This window comes from Azospirillum doebereinerae (genome assembly GCF_003989665.1).
Lineage (GTDB): Bacteria > Pseudomonadota > Alphaproteobacteria > Azospirillales > Azospirillaceae > Azospirillum > Azospirillum doebereinerae.
In genome coordinates this window covers 164,057-180,922 of record NZ_RZIJ01000005.1, presented here as the reverse complement: position 1 = coordinate 180,922, position 16,866 = coordinate 164,057, and the positions used below count along the sequence as shown (strand labels likewise).

The 16,866-nt window shown below is 69.4% G+C and carries 19 protein-coding genes; 10 read left to right on the top strand and 9 right to left on the bottom strand.

Annotation, left to right across the window (positions count from 1 at the left end; genetic code table 11):
* Positions 1–14: 14 nt before the first annotated feature.
* Complete coding sequence (locus EJ913_RS08910) at positions 15–1,184, top strand: two-component system sensor histidine kinase NtrB (RefSeq protein ID WP_185909721.1); 1,170 nt, start codon at positions 15–17, stop codon at positions 1,182–1,184.
* Positions 1,185–1,215: 31 nt separating this feature from the next.
* Here the strand turns inward: EJ913_RS08910 and hslU are convergent, their stop codons facing one another.
* The 3 genes from hslU to EJ913_RS08895 form a co-directional block, all read right to left on the bottom strand.
* Positions 1,216–2,532 (bottom strand): ATP-dependent protease ATPase subunit HslU, encoded by a 1,317-nt coding sequence (gene hslU / locus EJ913_RS08905; protein WP_126996883.1) that lies wholly within the window; start codon positions 2,530–2,532, stop codon positions 1,216–1,218.
* A 29-nt stretch (positions 2,533–2,561) separates the two neighbouring features.
* Entirely contained in the window at positions 2,562–3,125 is a 564-nt protein-coding gene (hslV, locus tag EJ913_RS08900) for an ATP-dependent protease subunit HslV (RefSeq protein ID WP_126996881.1), read from the bottom strand.
* A 108-nt stretch (positions 3,126–3,233) separates the two neighbouring features.
* Positions 3,234–4,739 carry a serine protease gene (locus EJ913_RS08895; RefSeq protein ID WP_126996879.1) on the bottom strand — a complete coding sequence of 502 codons (1,506 nt, stop codon included), beginning with the start codon at positions 4,737–4,739 and terminating at the stop codon, positions 3,234–3,236.
* Between the two features lie 133 nt (positions 4,740–4,872).
* Here EJ913_RS08895 and hisB point away from each other — a divergent pair, with 133 nt between their 5' ends.
* The 7 genes from hisB (at position 4,873) to EJ913_RS08860 (ending at position 9,040) form a co-directional block, all read left to right on the top strand.
* Positions 4,873–5,496 carry an imidazoleglycerol-phosphate dehydratase HisB gene (gene hisB, locus EJ913_RS08890; protein WP_126996878.1) on the top strand — a complete coding sequence of 208 codons (624 nt, stop codon included), beginning with the start codon at positions 4,873–4,875 and terminating at the stop codon, positions 5,494–5,496.
* A 61-nt stretch (positions 5,497–5,557) separates the two neighbouring features.
* The gene (hisH, locus tag EJ913_RS08885) at positions 5,558–6,202 is read left to right on the top strand and encodes an imidazole glycerol phosphate synthase subunit HisH (protein WP_126996876.1); all 645 of its coding nucleotides are present in this window, start codon (positions 5,558–5,560) and stop codon (positions 6,200–6,202) included.
* A 2-nt stretch (positions 6,203–6,204) separates the two neighbouring features.
* Positions 6,205–6,753, top strand: coding sequence for a GNAT family N-acetyltransferase (locus EJ913_RS08880; RefSeq protein WP_126996874.1), 549 nt, complete (start codon positions 6,205–6,207; stop codon positions 6,751–6,753).
* The gene (hisA, locus tag EJ913_RS08875) at positions 6,750–7,496 is read left to right on the top strand and encodes a 1-(5-phosphoribosyl)-5-[(5-phosphoribosylamino)methylideneamino]imidazole-4-carboxamide isomerase (protein WP_126996872.1); all 747 of its coding nucleotides are present in this window, start codon (positions 6,750–6,752) and stop codon (positions 7,494–7,496) included. Before EJ913_RS08880 ends, hisA begins: the two co-directional genes overlap by 4 nt.
* Positions 7,496–8,287 carry an imidazole glycerol phosphate synthase subunit HisF gene (gene hisF / locus EJ913_RS08870; RefSeq protein WP_126996870.1) on the top strand — a complete coding sequence of 264 codons (792 nt, stop codon included), beginning with the start codon at positions 7,496–7,498 and terminating at the stop codon, positions 8,285–8,287. The genes hisA and hisF overlap by 1 nt, the downstream gene beginning before the upstream one ends.
* Complete coding sequence (locus EJ913_RS08865; protein ID WP_126996868.1) at positions 8,280–8,633, top strand: phosphoribosyl-ATP diphosphatase; 354 nt, start codon at positions 8,280–8,282, stop codon at positions 8,631–8,633. Before hisF ends, EJ913_RS08865 begins: the two co-directional genes overlap by 8 nt.
* A 38-nt stretch (positions 8,634–8,671) precedes the next feature.
* A complete protein-coding gene (locus EJ913_RS08860) occupies positions 8,672–9,040 on the top strand; it encodes a histidine triad nucleotide-binding protein (protein WP_126996866.1) in 369 nt (122 codons plus the stop codon).
* 79 nt (positions 9,041–9,119) lie between these two features.
* Here the strand turns inward: EJ913_RS08860 and mltA are convergent, their stop codons facing one another.
* A complete protein-coding gene (mltA, locus tag EJ913_RS08855; RefSeq protein WP_238521073.1) occupies positions 9,120–10,277 on the bottom strand; it encodes a murein transglycosylase A in 1,158 nt (385 codons plus the stop codon).
* A 41-nt stretch (positions 10,278–10,318) separates the two neighbouring features.
* Positions 10,319–10,993: a Tim44/TimA family putative adaptor protein gene (locus EJ913_RS08850; RefSeq protein ID WP_126996862.1), complete on the bottom strand. Its 675-nt coding sequence runs from the start codon at positions 10,991–10,993 to the stop codon at positions 10,319–10,321.
* Positions 10,994–11,194: 201 nt separating this feature from the next.
* Here EJ913_RS08850 and EJ913_RS08845 point away from each other — a divergent pair, with 201 nt between their 5' ends.
* Together EJ913_RS08845 and secB are read left to right on the top strand one after the other, a co-directional pair.
* On the top strand, positions 11,195–11,800 hold the full coding sequence (locus EJ913_RS08845; protein WP_126996860.1) for an FxsA family protein: 606 nt from the start codon (positions 11,195–11,197) through the stop codon (positions 11,798–11,800).
* A 124-nt stretch (positions 11,801–11,924) separates the two neighbouring features.
* Positions 11,925–12,431 carry a protein-export chaperone SecB gene (secB, locus tag EJ913_RS08840; RefSeq protein WP_126996858.1) on the top strand — a complete coding sequence of 169 codons (507 nt, stop codon included), beginning with the start codon at positions 11,925–11,927 and terminating at the stop codon, positions 12,429–12,431.
* A gap of 140 nt (positions 12,432–12,571) precedes the next feature.
* On the opposite strand, the gene rho is transcribed toward secB, so the two are convergent.
* From rho to hemE, 4 genes are all read right to left on the bottom strand, one after another.
* Positions 12,572–13,828 (bottom strand): transcription termination factor Rho, encoded by a 1,257-nt coding sequence (gene rho, locus EJ913_RS08835; RefSeq protein ID WP_126996856.1) that lies wholly within the window; start codon positions 13,826–13,828, stop codon positions 12,572–12,574.
* 318 nt (positions 13,829–14,146) lie between these two features.
* Positions 14,147–14,575, bottom strand: coding sequence for a protoporphyrinogen oxidase HemJ (gene hemJ / locus EJ913_RS08830; RefSeq protein WP_126996854.1), 429 nt, complete (start codon positions 14,573–14,575; stop codon positions 14,147–14,149).
* Positions 14,576–14,604: 29 nt separating this feature from the next.
* A complete protein-coding gene (hemH, locus tag EJ913_RS08825) occupies positions 14,605–15,696 on the bottom strand; it encodes a ferrochelatase (protein WP_126996852.1) in 1,092 nt (363 codons plus the stop codon).
* A gap of 64 nt (positions 15,697–15,760) precedes the next feature.
* Positions 15,761–16,786: a uroporphyrinogen decarboxylase gene (gene hemE / locus EJ913_RS08820; protein WP_126997116.1), complete on the bottom strand. Its 1,026-nt coding sequence runs from the start codon at positions 16,784–16,786 to the stop codon at positions 15,761–15,763.
* Positions 16,787–16,866 lie beyond the last annotated feature (80 nt).

The following is a 16,866-nucleotide window of genomic DNA, read 5'->3' as shown; positions in this document are numbered from 1 at the left end:
AGGGCGACCGCAGCATGACCGACCAGACAAACGGGGCGGATCCCGTTCTCTCTCCCGAGGAAGCGCTGCGCCGCAGCGAGGCGCAGAACCGCGCCATCGTCGAGCAGGCGGTGGACGCGATCCTGACCGCCGACGCGACCGGAACGATCCTGTCGGCCAACCGGGCGGCCGAGCGCCTGCTGGGCTACGCGCCCAACGAGCTGGTCGGCCGGCCCATCGACATCCTGATGCCGGTGGGCACGTCGCACGGCGGCTATCTCGGCCGCTACCTGTCCACGTTGAAGCCGCACGTCGTCGGCATCGGCCGCGAGGTGACGGCGCGGCGGCGCGACGGGGTGGAGATTCCGGTCTGGCTGACCCTGTCGGACGTGGACCTGCCCGGTTTCCGCATCTTCGTCGCCATGCTGCGCGACATCGCCGCCGCCAAGGAGGCCGAGCGGGTCCTGCTGGCGGCGAAGACCGCCATCGAGTTGGCCGACCGCGCCAAGACCGTCTTCCTGTCGAACATGAGCCACGAGCTGCGCACGCCGCTGAACGGCATCCTCGGCTTCGCCGATCTGCTGCGGCGGCGGTTGGACGGAAAGCCCGGCGATCCGCTGGCGCTCAACTGCATCGAGGAGATCCGCCAGTCGGGCGAACTTCTGCTCGCCAACGTCAACGACCTGCTGGAGATCGCGACCATCGAGGCCGGGCGCAACGAGCTGGAGGAATCGCTGGTCGACGTCGCCGAGCTGGTGGTGTCCTGCCTGCGCCTGATCGCCAAGCGGGCCGAGCGCGGCCGGCTGACCGTCGCCCTGACCCCGCCCGGCGAGCTGCCGCCGCTGATGGCCGACCCCCGCGCGTTGAAGCAGTCGCTGCTGCATCTGCTGTCGAACGCGGTGAAGTTCACGCCCGAAGGCGGCCGGATCGGCATCGCCACCGGGCTGGACGGCGCCGGCGACCTGTTGATCGAGGTGCAGGACACCGGCTGCGGCATCACGGAGGAGCAGATGGAGACCGTGTTCCAGCCCTTCGTCCAGGGCGAGGAGGGGCTGACCCGCTCCTACGAGGGGATCGGGCTGGGGCTGACGCTGGCCAAGTCGATGGTCGAGCAGCACGGCGGCTCGCTGGCGATCCGCTCGCAAGCCGGAGCCGGAACGGCGGTGACCGTCCGGCTGCCGAAGACGCGGTTCCTGGCGGTGTGATTTTCCCTCTCCCGCCCCGGGAGAGGGCGTTTTACAGAATGAACTTCGACAGGTCGGCGTTCTTCGCCAGACCGCCGACCCGCTCCCGCACATAGGCCGCGTCGACGGTGATCGTCTCCCCCGCGCGGTCGTTGGCGGCGAAGCTGACCTCCTCCAGCAGGCGTTCCAGCACGGTGTGCAGACGCCGCGCGCCGATGTTCTCGACCGAGGCGTTGATCTCCGTCGCCAGCAGGGCCAGCTCGTCGATGCTGTCGTCGGTGAAGACCAAATCGACCTCCTCCGTCTTCAGCAGCTCGCGGTACTGGCGGATCAGGCTGGCTTCCGGCTCGGTCAGGATGCGCTTGAAGTCGTCGCGGGTCAGCGCCTTCAGCTCCACCCGGATCGGCAGGCGGCCCTGCAGCTCGGGCAGCAGGTCGGACGGCTTGGCGACGTGGAAGGCGCCGGACGCGATGAACAGGATGTGGTCGGTCTTCACCGGGCCGTGCTTGGTCGAGACGGTCGTGCCCTCGATCAGCGGCAGCAGGTCGCGCTGCACGCCCTCGCGGCTGACGTCGGCGCCGCCGCGCGTGTCCGACCGCGCGGTGATCTTGTCGATCTCGTCCAGGAAGACGATGCCGTTCTGCTCGACCGCGCGGATCGCCTCCGAGACCACCTTCTCGTTGTCGAGCAGCTTGTCGGATTCCTCGGCCATCAGCACGGTGTGGCTTTCGGCGACGCTGAGCCGGCGCGTCTTGGTGCGGCCGCCCATCATCTTGCCGAACATGTCGTTCAGGTTCAGCATGCCCATCTGGGCGCCCGGCATGCCGGGAATGTCGAAGGACGGCATCGCCCCGGCGCCGGTGTCGGCGACCTGGATCTCGATCTCCTTGTCGTTCAGCGTGCCCTCGCGCAGCATCTTGCGGAACTTGGCGCGGGTCTCGGCACTGGCGCTCTCACCGCACAGCGCGTCGAGCACGCGCTCCTCCGCGCGCAGCTCGGCCTTGGACTCGACCTCCTTGCGCAGACGCTCGCGGGTCAGGCCGATGGCCGCCTCGACCAGATCGCGGACGATCTGCTCGACGTCACGGCCGACATAGCCGACCTCGGTGAACTTGGTCGCCTCGACCTTCAGGAAGGGCGCCTGCGCCAGCTTGGCCAGACGCCGGGCGATCTCGGTCTTGCCGACGCCGGTCGGGCCGATCATCAGGATGTTCTTGGGCAGGACCTCCTCGCGGAGCGCCTCGGGAAGCTGCTGGCGGCGCCAGCGGTTGCGCAGCGCGATGGCGACGGCGCGCTTGGCGTCGTTCTGCCCGACGATGTAGCGGTCGAGCTCCGAAACGATCTCGCGGGGGGTGAAGGAGGCGGTCATGGCGGTGTCCCGGTCAGAGCTTTTAGCGGTCAGAGCTTTTCGAGGGTGACGTTTTCGTTGGTGTAGACGCAGATGCCGGCGGCGATCCTCATCGCCTTGCGGGCCACCGCCTCGGCGTCCATGCCGTCGATGTCGATCAGCGCGCGCGCCGCCGACAGGGCGTAGGAGCCGCCCGACCCGATGCCGATCAGCCCGTCCTCGGGCTCCAGCACGTCGCCGTTGCCGGTCAGCACGAGGCTGACGTTCTTGTCCGCCACCGCCATCAGCGCCTCCAGCCGGCGCAGGTAGCGGTCGGTCCGCCAGTCCTTGGCCATCTCCACGCAGGCGCGGGTCAACTGGCCGGGGTGCTGCTCCAGCTTGGCTTCCAGCCGTTCGAACAGGGTCATCGCGTCGGCGGTGGCCCCGGCGAAGCCGGCCATCACGGCGCCGCCGGCCAGCCAGCGCACCTTGCGGGCGTTCGACTTCATGACGGTCGGGCCGACCGAGACCTGCCCGTCGCCGGCGATGACCACCTGCCCGTTCTTGCGCACCGACAGGATGGTGGTGCCGTGCCATTGGATCGGGTCATGCGGGTTGGAAGCTGAGGAGGTCATGCGCAACCATGCTGTGGAAAAGGACAGGCCATGCCCACGCCCGTTCCCCCGTGGCGGAGCGGAACGGACGGTCGAACCGTCAAGGTGACACGCGTTCGGGCATGCGGTCTATGTGGGAGGGTCCTCGGCCTCGTCAAGTTCTTCGTCAGGAACCGCCACGCGCGACCGCCGGGGGTGGGATGGAACGCGCGCCGCCGGTTGACGCAAGCGTGGCCCCTCCTCCAACAGATCCACCCCCAGCCGCCCCAGCAGCGGCCCCAGCGGCACGAAGGCGGCCAGCCCCGGCGGGACCGCCGCCGACAGCCCGCCCGGCCCCAGCGCCAGTCCGACCACCGCCCCCGCCTCGTCCAGCAGCGGATCGCCGGCCTCCACCGAGGCGCCGAGCAGCCCCAGCGCCCCCAGATCCGCCTGGATCACGTCGATGCCGCGCGCCGGGTCGGGGCGGATGGCGCCGACGAGGCCGAGCGCGGATTCCGACCCCTGCCGCATCGCCACGCTGACCGGCTCGCTGACCGCGACGGTGCCGCCGCGCACGGGAACGGCGGTCAGCCGCGCCGGAACCCGGACCAGCGCCAGACCGCTGGCGGCGTCCCGCCCCTCGACGATCCCGGTCAGCACCACCCCGCGCGCCGGCCGCACGGCGACGGTGCCGCCGGGCGGGGCATCCGGAACCAGCAGGACGGATTCCCGCCCCGTCTCCCCGTCGACCTCGCCGATGACGAGGCCATGCCCCTGCCCCACCCGCAGCCGGGCGGTGCCGGCCCGCGTCGTCGGGTCCTCCGCCGCGCTGCCGTCCGTCGGCGGCGTCCGGATCGTCAGCGCCGCGTGCAGGCGCGGGGTTTCCGGCCCGTTGTCGTCCGCGAGGGGGGGCGAAGATTGCGTCAACCGGGGCGTCAGGCTCACCGGCGAGGCCCCGCCCGTTGACGACACCCGCGCCGTCACCGCCGCGCCGCGCGCCAGCACCGCCCGAAAGCCCGGATCCGCCGCCAGCCGCTCCGTTGCCGCCGCGAAGGCCTCCTCGACCAGCAGCGTGTCGCCCTGGGGAACGCCGCGCTCCTGGCGGCCGATGCCGCTGGTGCTGACGCGATGGACCAGCCGGCCGCTGCGCGCGTCGTAGACGGTCCAGTCCACCCGCGCCCTGCCGGTGCCGGACACGCCCTTGTCGGCGCCGGTCAGCCAGTTGGTGCGACGGCACAGCTCCAGCTTCACGTCGCGCAGGTCGCCCTGCACGGTGAAGCGCGCCCGCCCGAGGTTGCCGCCGGGGCTGTCCGGTCCGCCCGGCCGCCCGACCACGTCGAAGCCGGCGCCGGTCATCGCCTCCGCGAAACGCTCGTCGAAGGTCGCGCCGCGCCGCATCCCCGCCCCGCTGGTCCAATAGACCTCGTCGTAGGGCGGCGCGCAGTCGATGTCCCAGACATGCCGCCCGATCTCCATCCCGCGCCGCATCGACCCCAGCGACAGCTCCCCGAAGCGCAGCGGTTCGGTCGTCCCGGCGGTGACCGGCGGCGCCAAGGGCGGGGTCGGCGCGTCGGCCGTGGTCAGGCAGCCGCCCAGCATCGCCACGGCGAGACCGAGCGACAGGACGGCGATGAGGCGGCGCGGAGAAAGGGTCATAATCCCATATGCACGTATCGCGTGTGAAAGACCATAACCCACACACCATCGTACGACAATCGTCGGAATGGACAGGCGACGAAACGCCTTGCCGCCGCTGGCGCGGACAATCGCTTCCTGCTACAAAATCGTCATGGACCAGAGCCCTTCCCCCGGCGCCCGCCGCGCCACGATCGAGCGGAACACGACCGAGACCCGGATCCGGGTGGCGGTGGATTTGGACGGCACCGGCGTCTACGACGTGAAGACCGGCATCGGCTTCCTCGACCACATGCTGGAGCAGCTGTCGCGCCACAGCCTGATGGATCTGATGGTGCGCGCCGACGGCGACCTGCACATCGACTTCCACCACACGACCGAGGACAGCGGCATCGCCATCGGCATGGCGGTGGCCAAGGCGCTGGGCGACCGCAAGGGCATCCAGCGCTACGGCCACGCCTACTTGCCGATGGACGAGACGCTGACCCGCGTGGCTCTGGACTTCTCCAACCGGCCCTACCTGATCTGGAAGGTCGCCTTCACCCGCGACAAGATCGGCGATTTCGACACCGAGCTGTTCCGCGAGTGGTTCCAGGCCTTCGCCATGGCCGCCGGGGTGACGCTGCACGTCGAGACCCTGTACGGCGAGAACAACCACCACATCGTGGAAAGCTGCTACAAGGCGCTCGCCCGCGCGCTGCGCGCCGGGATCGAGATCGACCCGCGCAAACGCGACGCCGTTCCGTCCACCAAGGGCACGCTGGGCGGGTCCCTGTAAGGCGGGCAACGCATCAAGGCGGGACAACCACCGCCGCTTCTGACTGGGGTTCTTGACGTCCATGGAAACGGTCGCGCTGATCGACTACGGCTCCGGCAACCTGCGCTCCGCCGCCAAGGCGATCGAGCGGGCCGCCGGCGAGGCCGAAGCCTCCTACACCATCCTCGTCACCGCCGACGCCGACGCGGTGCGCCGCGCCGACCGCATCGTGCTTCCCGGCGTCGGCGCCTTCGCCGACTGCAAGCGCGGCCTGTCGGAAGTGCCCGGCATGCTCGACGCGCTGGAGGAGGTCGTCCACCGCCGCGCACGCCCCTTCCTGGGCATCTGCGTCGGCATGCAGCTGATGGCCGAGCGCGGCCGCGAATACGGCGTCACCGAGGGGCTGGGCTGGCTGCCCGGCGAGGTGGTCAAGCTGGAACCGGCCGACCCGGCGCTGAAGATCCCGCACATGGGCTGGAACGAGCTGAACATCCGCCACCCCCACCCGGTGCTGGCCGGACTGCCGGAGGGCGCCCACGCCTATTTCGTCCATTCCTACCAGTTCAAGCTGGCCGATCCCGACACGATGATCGCGTCCGCCGAATACGGCGGGCCGTTCGCCGCGGTGGTCGGGCGCGACAATCTGGTCGGCACCCAGTTCCACCCGGAAAAGAGCCAGGCGACCGGCCTCGCTTTGATCGCCAACTTCCTGCGCTGGAAGGCCTGACGATGGCCGACAGCGCCATCGAGCGGGTCGAAACGCTCAAGACCGGCGATCTGCACGATCTGTGCGACGCCGCCGACGACGCCATCAAGGCGGGCGGCGGCTTCGGCTGGGTCGAGCCGCCGCCGCGCGACGTGATGGAACGCTACTGGAAGGGCGTGCTGGTCGTGCCCGAGCGCATCCTGTTCGTCGCCCGGCTGGACGGGGTGATCGCCGGATCCGCCCAGCTGGTCAAGCCGCCGCGCAACAACGAGGCGCAGGCCCACGCCGCGTCGCTGACCACCGCCTTCGTCGCGCCCTGGGCGCGCGGCCACGGTCTGGCCCGTCGGTTGACGCAAGCGGTCGAGGCCGAGGCGCGCGCCTGCGGCTTCCGCACCCTCAACCTGGACGTCCGCGCGACCCAGGAGGCGGCGATCTCGCTCTACGAGACGCTGGGCTTCAAGCGCTGGGGCACCCACCCCTTCTACGCGCTGGTGAAGGGCGCCCCCCTCGCCGGCCACTATTATTCCAAAGACCTCGATCAAGCCACGCCACAGGACGAGACGCCGCGATGATCATCTACCCCGCCATCGACCTCAAGGACGGTGCCTGCGTCCGCCTGCTGCGCGGCGAGATGAGCCAGGCCACGGTCTTCAACACCGACCCCGGCGACCAGGCCCGGCTGTTCCAGAGCCAGGGCTTCGAATGGCTCCATCTGGTCGACCTCAACGGCGCCTTCGAGGGTAAGCCGGTGAACGGCGCCGCCGTGGAGAGCATCCTCAAGGCCGTGACCATCCCGGTCCAGCTCGGCGGCGGCATCCGCGACCTGAAGACCATCGGGATGTGGCTGGAGAAGGGCGTCAGCCGCGTCATCCTCGGCACCGTCGCGCTGCGCGACCCGGAGCTGGTCAAGGCCGCCTGCCGCGAGTTCCCCGGCAAGGTCGCCGTCGGCATCGACGCGCGGGAAGGCTACGTCGCGGTCGCCGGCTGGGCCGAGACCTCGGACATCAAGGCGCTCGACCTGGCGCTGAAATTCGAGGATTGCGGCGTCGCCGCCATCATCTACACCGACATCAACCGCGACGGCGCCATGGGCGGCGTCAACGTGGAATCCACCTCCGACCTCGCCTTCCACCTGACGACGCCGGTCATCGCGTCGGGCGGCGTGTCGTCGATGGAGGATCTGCGCGCGCTGAAGGTCGAGGAGGACACCGGCATCGAGGGCGTCATCTGCGGCCGGGCGCTCTACGATGGGCGGATCGACCCTCGGGAAGCCCTGGAGCTTCTCTCCGCCCCCGCCGTCGAGGACGCCGACTGATGCTGAAGATGCGCGTCATCCCCTGCCTGGACGTCAAGGACGGCCGGGTCGTCAAGGGGGTCAACTTCGTCGATCTGGTGGACGCCGGCGACCCCGTCGAGCAGGCCCGCGTCTACGACCGCGAGGGGGCCGACGAGCTGACCTTCCTCGACATCACCGCCAGCCACGAGAACCGCGACACCATCTACGACGTGGTGCGCCGCACCGCCGAACAGGTGTTCATGCCGCTGACCGTCGGCGGCGGCGTCCGCGTGGTCGAGGACATCCGCAAGCTGCTGCTGGCCGGCGCCGACAAGGTGTCGATCAACACCGCCGCCATCCACCGGCCGGAGTTCGTGCAGGAAGCGGCCGAGAAGTTCGGCGCGCAGTGCATCGTCGTCGCCATCGACGCCAAGCGGGTCGCGCCCGGCCGGTGGGAGGTCTTCACCCATGGCGGCCGCAACGCCACCGGCATCGACGCGGTGGAGTGGGCCAAGCGCATGGAATCGCTGGGAGCCGGCGAGATCCTGCTGACCTCGATGGACCGCGACGGCACCAAGAGCGGCTTCGACCTGGAGCTGACCCGCAAGGTCGCCGATTCCCTGCGGGTGCCGGTGATCGCGTCGGGCGGCGTCGGCACACTCGACCATCTGGTGGAGGGAATCCGCGAGGGCCACGCCACCGCCGTGCTCGCCGCCTCGATTTTCCATTTCGGCACCTACACCATCGGGCAGGCCAAGGCCGCGCTGGGCGCCGCCGGCATCCCGGTGCGCCCGGCCGTTCCGGCTCGGGAGGCCGCGAGCCATGGGTGACGGCAAGTCCGGTAAGGCGCCCGCCGCCTCGGCCGAGGTGCTCGACCGGCTCTACGCCACCGTGCTGTCGCGCAAGGGCGGCGACCCGGAAAGCTCCTACACCGCCAAGCTCTACAGCCGGGGCACCGCCAAGATCGCCCAGAAGGTCGGCGAGGAGGCCGTCGAGGCCATCCTGGAGGCCGTGCGCGGCGACAAGGCGGCGCTCGCGGCGGAGTCGGCCGACCTGCTCTATCACCTGATGGTGCTGTGGGCCGACGCCGGGCTGGATCCGGCCGAGGTGTGGGAAAAGCTGGGCCAGCGCGAGGGAACCAGCGGCATCGACGAAAAGAAGGCCCGCAAGTCCTAAGGACCGGCGCGGCACGACCAAGGAGGACAGCGAACCCCATGGCCAAGAGCTACGACCCGAACAACGTCTTCGCCCGCATCCTGCGCGGGGAAATCCCCTCGAAGAAGGTCCGCGAGACCGAGCACACGCTGGCCTTCCACGACATCCAGCCGCTGGCGCCGACCCACATCCTGGTGATCCCGAAGGGCGCCTATGTGGACATGGACGATTTCACCGCCAACGCCTCGGACGCCGAGGTCACCGATCTGTTCCGCACCGTCGGTAGCATCGCCCGCGAGGTCGGGGCGGCCGAAACGGGTTACCGCGTGCTGTCGAACTGCGGCACGGACGCGAACCAGGACGTGCCGCATCTGCACATCCACATCCTGGCCGGGCGCAACCTGGGCCGGATGATCAATCCGGCGTGATCCACGCGCGGTTCCGATCCACGTGAAACATTGAGGGCGCCGGACACCGGATCCGGCGCCCTTTCCATGTCAGCCCACCCTATTTCTGAGCAACGACCGTCACCGTCTTCGGCAGCAGCAGGAAATAGCCGCCCCGACTCTTCATGACGCCGGCCCGCTGTTCGGCCTCCGCGCCGTGGCCCCAGAACACGTCGCCGCGCACCGGGCCGCGAATGGCACCCCCGGTGTCCTGGGCGATCAGCAGCCGTTGCAGGGGCCGCGCGCTGTCGAGCGGGTCTTCGGCGTCGAGCCAGACCGGCGCGCCGTACGGCAAAAACTTGGAATCCACCGCGAGGCTGCGCCCCGGCGTCAGCGCCACGTTCTGCGCGCCGATGGGTCCGTCGCCCGTCAGGGTCTGGAAAAAGACGAAGGACGGGTTCGTGTTCATCAGGGCCGCCGCTTGATCGGGATGGGCGGCCAGCCACGCGCGGATGGTCTGCAACGAGACCTCCTCCCGTTTCAGCTCGCCCCGGTCGATCAGCGCCTTGCCGATGGCGACGTATTTGTGCCCGTTCTGCCCGGCGTAGCCGACCCGCATCTCGCCGCCGTCGGCAAGGCGGATCCGGCCGGACCCCTGGATGTGCAGGAAGAAGGTGGCGACCGGGTCCTTGAGCCAGACCAGTTCCAGCCCCTTGCCGCGCAGCGCGCCGGCCTCGATGGCGGCGCGGTCCTCGAAGGGCTTCAGCCGGCCGTCGACGACGCGACCGGCGGTGCGCTCGCCCTTCCAGCGCTCGGCGAACTCGCCGAGATCGACCATGACCAGATCCGCCGGGCGCTTGTAGAGCGGCACCGGGTAGGCCGGATCCGGGGCGCGGCTGCCCTCCAGCTCGACCTCGTAATAGCCGGTGAAGAGGCCCTTGCGGTCGTCGTTGTTGGCGGCGGCGTAGGGGGTGAACTGCGCCTGGAAGAAGGCACGGGCGGCACCGTCGTCGCCCTTGGGAACGGCGGCCAGGGCGGCGCAAGGGCCCCGCCAGTCAGCGGCCTTGCCGCCCACCGCGCTCGGCCCGACCGGGCGGTCCGGCGGCAACGCGGCGAACCGGCCGCAGGAGCGGTCCAGAGCTGGAAGCGCCTCGGCCACACGGTCGGCGGTCCAGCCCGGCAGGTCGGTGAAGGCGACGGGGGTGAGGGTCAGCGCCTCGGGCGGCGGAGGGGCCTTGGCCTCCTCCTTGCGGTCGCAGGCGGCAAGGGACAGCGCCAAGACCCCGAAAAGGGCAAGGCCGCGTCCCCGGCTTTGCGCGATCAATTGGTGACGCGCGTCTCGACCAGCGCCCAGTTGGGATCGCGGGCGCGGGTGTTGCGGGCGAAGGTCCAGACGTCGGTCGCCTCGACCACCGCGTCGGGATCGCCGTCGATCACGGCGCCGTTGCGGTCGCGCAGCACGTTCATCTGGTCGGAGACCAGCTTGACCGTGACCCGCGCGGTGTGGTCGGCGCCGAGCTTGGCCTCGACCACGTCGGCCTCGCGGACGAGGTCGACGCGGGTCTCGTACTGCTCGCCGGCGGCTTGGCGGTCACGGATGGCGCGGGCGAAGTTCTCGTAGACGTCGTCAGCCAGCAGTGGACGCAGCGCCGCCGTGTCACCGCGGGCGAAGGCCTCGACGATCATCTGGAAGGCGGCCTTGGCGCCCTCCAGGAAATGCTTCTCGTCGAAGCTGGGGTCGGCGGCCTTGATCTGCTCCAGCGCCACGGCCAGCGAGACCGGCTCGTCCGACAGGGGTGCGGCATCGGGACGCGGGCGGTTGCGGTCGGGCAGCGTCACGACGTTGTCGGGCTGGTTGGGCCGCGCGGTGAAGGGATTCGGCCGCTGCTGCTCCTCGCCGGTGCGGCGGCCGAGGACGCTGCGCAGCCGATAGACGAGGAACGCCGCGATCATCGCGAAAATTATGATCTCGATGAACACGAACCCATCTCCCATCGTCCGATCCTTCCGATTCCAGGCCCGCTTTCATGCGTTCCGGTTCATGAGGCCCATTCGGGACGCGCCGCCCCCTGGACCGACCGGCACGGCCACATTACGTGTAACCCGAGCCACCGAACACGCGGACGTCCAAATCATCGACCGGACGTCCTAGCCCAGTGTAGATAGGGCCTGAAAGCCCGAAGAGCAAGGACAGCCATGAATCCCCTGCTGTTGATCCTCCTCCTGCCGATCCTGGAGATCGTCGGTTTCATCCAGGTCGGCGACTGGATCGGCGCCGGACCGACCATCGGACTCTTGCTCCTGTCCGCCGTGGTCGGCGTTTTTCTGGTGCGTCACCGAGGCCTCGCCGCGCTGACCCGCGCCCAGACCGCCACGGCGGGGGGCCAAGCGCCGATCGGCGCGGTGCTCGACGGCTTCTGCGAGGTCATCGCCGGCATCCTGCTGATCGTTCCGGGGTTCTTGAGCGATCTGGTCGCGATCGCCCTGCTGATCCGCCCGCTGCGCCGGGGCCTGGGCCGCTGGCTGCTGGCCCGGATGGTCGGAAAGGGCGCTTTTCCAATGTTCGGCGGCCCCGGTTTCGGCCGTCCGGCGGCCGGATCCGGGGCCGGATCTGCCCCCGGATCCGGTCCGGGCTTCGGCGGCGGTCCCCGGCCCGGCCAGCCCTTCCCGCCGCCGCCGGGCGTGATCGACGGCGACTACCGCGACGTGTCGGAGGACCCGGCGGCCGACCCCGCCGACACCCGCCGGCTGGAGGATTCCCAGTGGGGAAACCGCCGGCCGGGCGGCCCGGAGCGGGGCTGAGCGCTTTCCGTTGGCAGGGTGGCGGATCCGTGCTAGCCAGCCATTCCGCGAACCCTTTTTCCACCCCGAACCATCACCGCCCGCCGCCGTCTCGACGGCCGGACCGGCGATCCAGGAGTCCGTTATGTCCGATCAGCTGAGCAACGGCGCCGAGCAATCGTCCCAGGCGTCTTCGCTGCCGATGCACGTCCTGGCCCAGTATGTGAAGGACCTGTCCTTCGAGAACCCCAACGCGCCGCAGAGCCTGCTGCCCAACCAGCCGCAGCCCCAGGTCAACATCGGCGTCGACGTCCAGGCCCAGATGGTCGGCGAGGACGTCTACGAGGTGACCCTGCAGCTGCGCTGCGAGGCCCGCCAGGGCGAGGGCGTCGCCTTCATCGTCGAGCTGTCCTACGGCGGCCTGTTCCAGCTGCCGGGCCTGCCGCAGGAGCATCACCGTCCGGTGCTGATGATCGAAGGCCCGCGCATGCTGTTCCCCTTCGCGCGCGCCATCGTGTCCTCGGCGACCCGCGACGGCGGCTACCCGCCGCTGATGGTCAACCCGATCGACTTCGCCGACCTGTACCACCGCCAAGGCGCCGCCGCCGCTCCCCAGGCCGGCGGCACCGAGCCGCAGCAGCCCCCGTTCTAAGGCTGCCGTCTTCCGCTCGGGCGAGGCCGGATCCGGTCCGGCACCGCCCAAGCGGAACAGCGAGCATGAAAAAGGCGAGAGGCCGCAAAGCCCCTCGCCTTTTTCATGCCCGGAGTTTTTACCTCCGGATCCGGGTCGAACTACTGGTTCATGCTTTCGAAGAACTCGCCGTTCGACTTGGTGTGCTTGAGCTTGTCGACCAGGAAGTCGACCGCGTCGGTCACGCCCATCGGCATCAGGATGCGGCGCAGGATCCACATCTTCGACATGGTGCCCTTGTCGACCAGCAGTTCCTCCTTGCGGGTGCCCGACTTGGAGATGTCGATGGCCGGGAAGGTGCGCTTGTCGGAGAGCTTGCGGTCCAGCACGATTTCCGAGTTGCCGGTGCCCTTGAACTCTTCGAAGATCACCTCGTCCATGCGGCTGCCGGTGTCGATCAGCGCGGTGGCGATGATGGTCAGCGACCCGCCCTCCTCCACGTTGCGCGCGGCGCCGAAGAAGCGCTTGGGCCGTTGCAGCGCGTTGGCGTCGACGCCGCCGGTCAGCACCTTGCCCGACGACGGCACGACGGTGTTGTAGGCGCGGGCGAGACGGGTGATCGAGTCCAGCAGGATGACGACGTCGCGCTTGTGCTCGACCAGCCGCTTGGCCTTCTCGATGACCATCTCGGCGACCTGGACGTGGCGGGTCGCCGGTTCGTCGAAGGTCGAGCTGATGACCTCGCCGCGCACCGAGCGGGCCATGTCGGTGACTTCTTCCGGACGCTCGTCGATCAGCAGGACGATCAGGTAGGCTTCCGGGTGGTTGGTGGCGACGGAATGCGCGATGTTCTGCAGCATCACCGTCTTGCCGGTGCGCGGCGGCGCCACGATCAGGCCGCGCTGCCCCTTGCCGAGCGGCGAGACCAGATCGACGATGCGGCCGGTCAGGTTCTTCTTGGTGGGGTCCTCGACCTCCATCCGGATGCGCTCTTCGGGGTAGAGCGGCGTCAGGTTGTCGAAGTTGATGCGGTGACGGACCTTGTCGGGCGCGTCGAAGTTGATCGTGTTGACCTTGAGCAGGGCGAAGTAGCGCTCGCCGTCCTTGGGGGACCGGATCTGCCCCTCCACCGTGTCGCCGGTGCGCAGGCTGAAACGGCGCACTTGGCTCGGGCTGACGTAGATGTCGTCGGGACCCGGCAGGTAATTGGACTCAGGCGAGCGTAGAAAACCGAAACCGTCCTGAAGAACCTCCAACACCCCGTCGCCGAAGATCGGCACGTCGTTTTCGGCCAGCTGCTTGAGGATCGCGAACATCATGTCCTGCTTGCGCAGGGTGCTGGCGTTTTCGATCTGCAGCTCCTCCGCGAACGCCAGAAGTTCGGCGGGGCTTTTGCACTTCAGCTCTTGGAGATGCATGGGAATGCCTGTGGAATCATCGTCGGATGGGGCTTTGCGGGGGAGTGCCTGAAAAATCCGGCCGACCGCGCTTCGCGTGGAAGCGGTCGCGTCGGTTGGGCGGCGGATGGCGTGGTGGACGAGCGGAACGGACTCGCCAGCCACCCTGCCCGGCTCAAGAACAGAGCGTCGGATCGGCAGATGTGGGTGTGGGGTGCCATGGGGCGAAAACCCCGTGGTGTTGAAAGGATTATCGGATCGACGGCATCAAGTCAAACGAAAGCGGAACCGCCCATGCATCTTTCCGCCACGTTTTCAACCCTGTTCGACAAGGCCTGTTCAGAAGGGTTTGACGATGACGAAGACGACGATGCCCATCATCAGCAGCGTCGGCACCTCGTTGACGATGCGATAGAAGCGCTGGGGCCGGGTGTTGCGATCGAGCGCGAAGTCCTTCTGCCAGCGGCCCATCAGGATGTGGCTGGCGGTCAGCAGCAGCACGAACAGGAGCTTGGCGTGCAGCCAGCCCTGCTTCATCCAGGCCGGCTCCAGCACGAGCATCGTGATGCCGAAGACGTAGGCGGCGGTCATCGCCGGGTCCATGATGGCGCGCAGCAGGCGCCGTTCCATGACCTTGAAGGTCTCCGACGCCTCGGATCCGGGGGCGGCCTGGGTGTGGTAGACGAACAGGCGCGGCAAATACAGCAGACCGGCCATCCAGGCGATGATGCTGATGACGTGCAGCGCCTTGATCCACAGATACAGCACCGGAAGCCCCCTCAACCCATGTCTTGCGGTTAGCGGCGGCCCTGCGGGCAGCCGGAGAAATGCGCCGGGCAGATCCGGTCGCCGTACTGGGCGCAGACCGGCCGGTCGTTGGCCACCGATTGCCTCACGAGCCGCGCCAGCCCGTCGATGAAGGGCGGCGCCACCCCCACCGTCGGCACGCGGGCGAAGTGCGGCACCCCGGCTTCCTTGGCGAGGTGGCGGTACTCGATCTCGATCTCGACCAGCGTCTCGGAATGCTCCGACACGAAGGCCATCGGCACCACAAGGATGGGCCGTCCCTCCTGACCTGCCCGGCGGATCTCGGCGTCGGTGCTGGGGCCGATCCACTCCATCGGGCCGACGCGGCTCTGGTAGCAGTTGACCCAGTCGAGGTCGTCGATGCCCAGCGCCGCGGCGATGGACTCCGCCGTCCGCTCGCACTGCCACTGGTAGGGATCGCCGGACGCGACGATCTTCTTCGGCAGCCCATGGGCGGAGAACAGGACGCGCGGGGTGCCGTGGCGCGCCGCCGCCGTGTAGAGCGGGCGGATCCGGTCGGCGGTCGCGTCGATGAAGCCGGCCTCGGTCGGGTAGCAGCAGAGCAGCCGCGTCGGCGCGGTCAGCCCCACCGTGTCGGCCGCCTCGCGCCACGCCTTGGCGCTCGACGCCGTGGTGGTGGTGGAGAATTGCGGGTAGAGCGGCAGAAGCACGACCAGATCCGGGTCGTAGGCCTTCACCTGCGACGCCGTCTCCGCGCTCATCGGGTGCCAGTAGCGCATCGCGACGAAGACGCGCGACTCGACGCCGTCCAGCCCGGCGGATCCGGCACCGGATCCGGGGGCAGATCCGAGCCGCTCCTGCAGCGCCGCCGCCTGCGCCTGGGTGTTTTCCAGCAGCGGCGACTTGCCGCCAAGATGCGCGTAAATCTCCGTCGCCGGCTTGGCCCGCCGCTTGGAGATCAGGCTGGCGACCAGGAACCGGAACGGGTTCGGCAACCGGATGATGGCCGGATCCGCGAACAGGTTGAACAGGAACGGGCGCACCGCCTCGGGGGCGTCGGGGCCGCCGAGGTTGAACAGGACGACGGCGACGCGTCGCGGATGGGGCTGGGAAGCGGACATGGTCCGGTAAACTGGAGCCTCGCCGTGCCCGTGTCCAGCCCCCTCGCCGAGTTTCTGTCGGTCCTTACCCGCGCTCGGGCCAGCGGCGCAGCTGTTCGGCCAGGGCGGCGACGTTCTCCGGCGGGGTCGTCTGGATGACGCCGTGGCCCAGGTTGAACACGAAGGGCCGGGCCGACAGCGCGTCCAGGATCTCGTCGGCCCCGTCGCGCAGCGCCTTGCCGCCGGTCGCCAGCAGGATCGGGTCGAGGTTGCCCTGCACCGGCAGCCGGCTCTGGAGGTTGCGCGCGGCCCACAGCGGCGACACGGTGGTGTCGAGCCCGACGGCGTCCACCCCGCTGTCCGACACGTAGTCCTCGTAGGCGTGCCCCGCCCCGCGCGGGAAGCCGATCACCGGCACGGTCGGGTGGCGTTCCTTGACCAGCGCCACGATGCGGCGCGTCGGCTCGATCACCCAGCGGCGGAACGGACCGATCGGCAGGACCCCCGCCCAGCTGTCGAACAGCTGCACGACCTCCGCCCCGGCGTCGATCTGGGCGCAGAGGTAGTCGGCGGTCACCTCGACCAGCAAATCCATCAACCGGGCGAAGCCGACAGGGTCGCCGTAGGCCCAGCGCTTGACGTGGGCGTACTCCTTCGACCCGCCCCCCTCGACCATGTAGCACGCAATGGTCCAAGGAGCCCCCGCGAAGCCGATCAGCGTGGTGTCGGCGGGGATGGCACCGGACAGCCGGCGGACCGTCTCGTAGACCGGCGCCAGCGTCTCGTGGAAGCGGTCGCGCGACAGGCGGGACAGCTCCTCGACGTTACGGATCGGATCGAGCTTCGGCCCCTCCCCTTCCAGATAGGCCAACGGCTGGCCCAGGGCGTGCGGCACCACCAGGATGTCGGAGAACAGGATGGCCGCGTCCATGCCGTAGCGGCGCAGCGGCTGCAAGGTCACCTCGACGGCGAAGTCGGGCGTGTAGCAGAGGTCGAGGAAGCCGCCCGCCTTGGCCCGCAGCTCGCGGTATTCCGGCAGGTAGCGGCCGGCCTGCCGCATCAGCCAGAAGGGCGGACGCGCGCGCGTCTCGCCCGCCAAGGCGGCGAGCATCGGCTTGAGGGCGGGCTTGGCGGCGGTGTCGGGCAGGCTGGTGACGGACAAGGCGATGCGTTCCCGGATCGGGTTTCTTT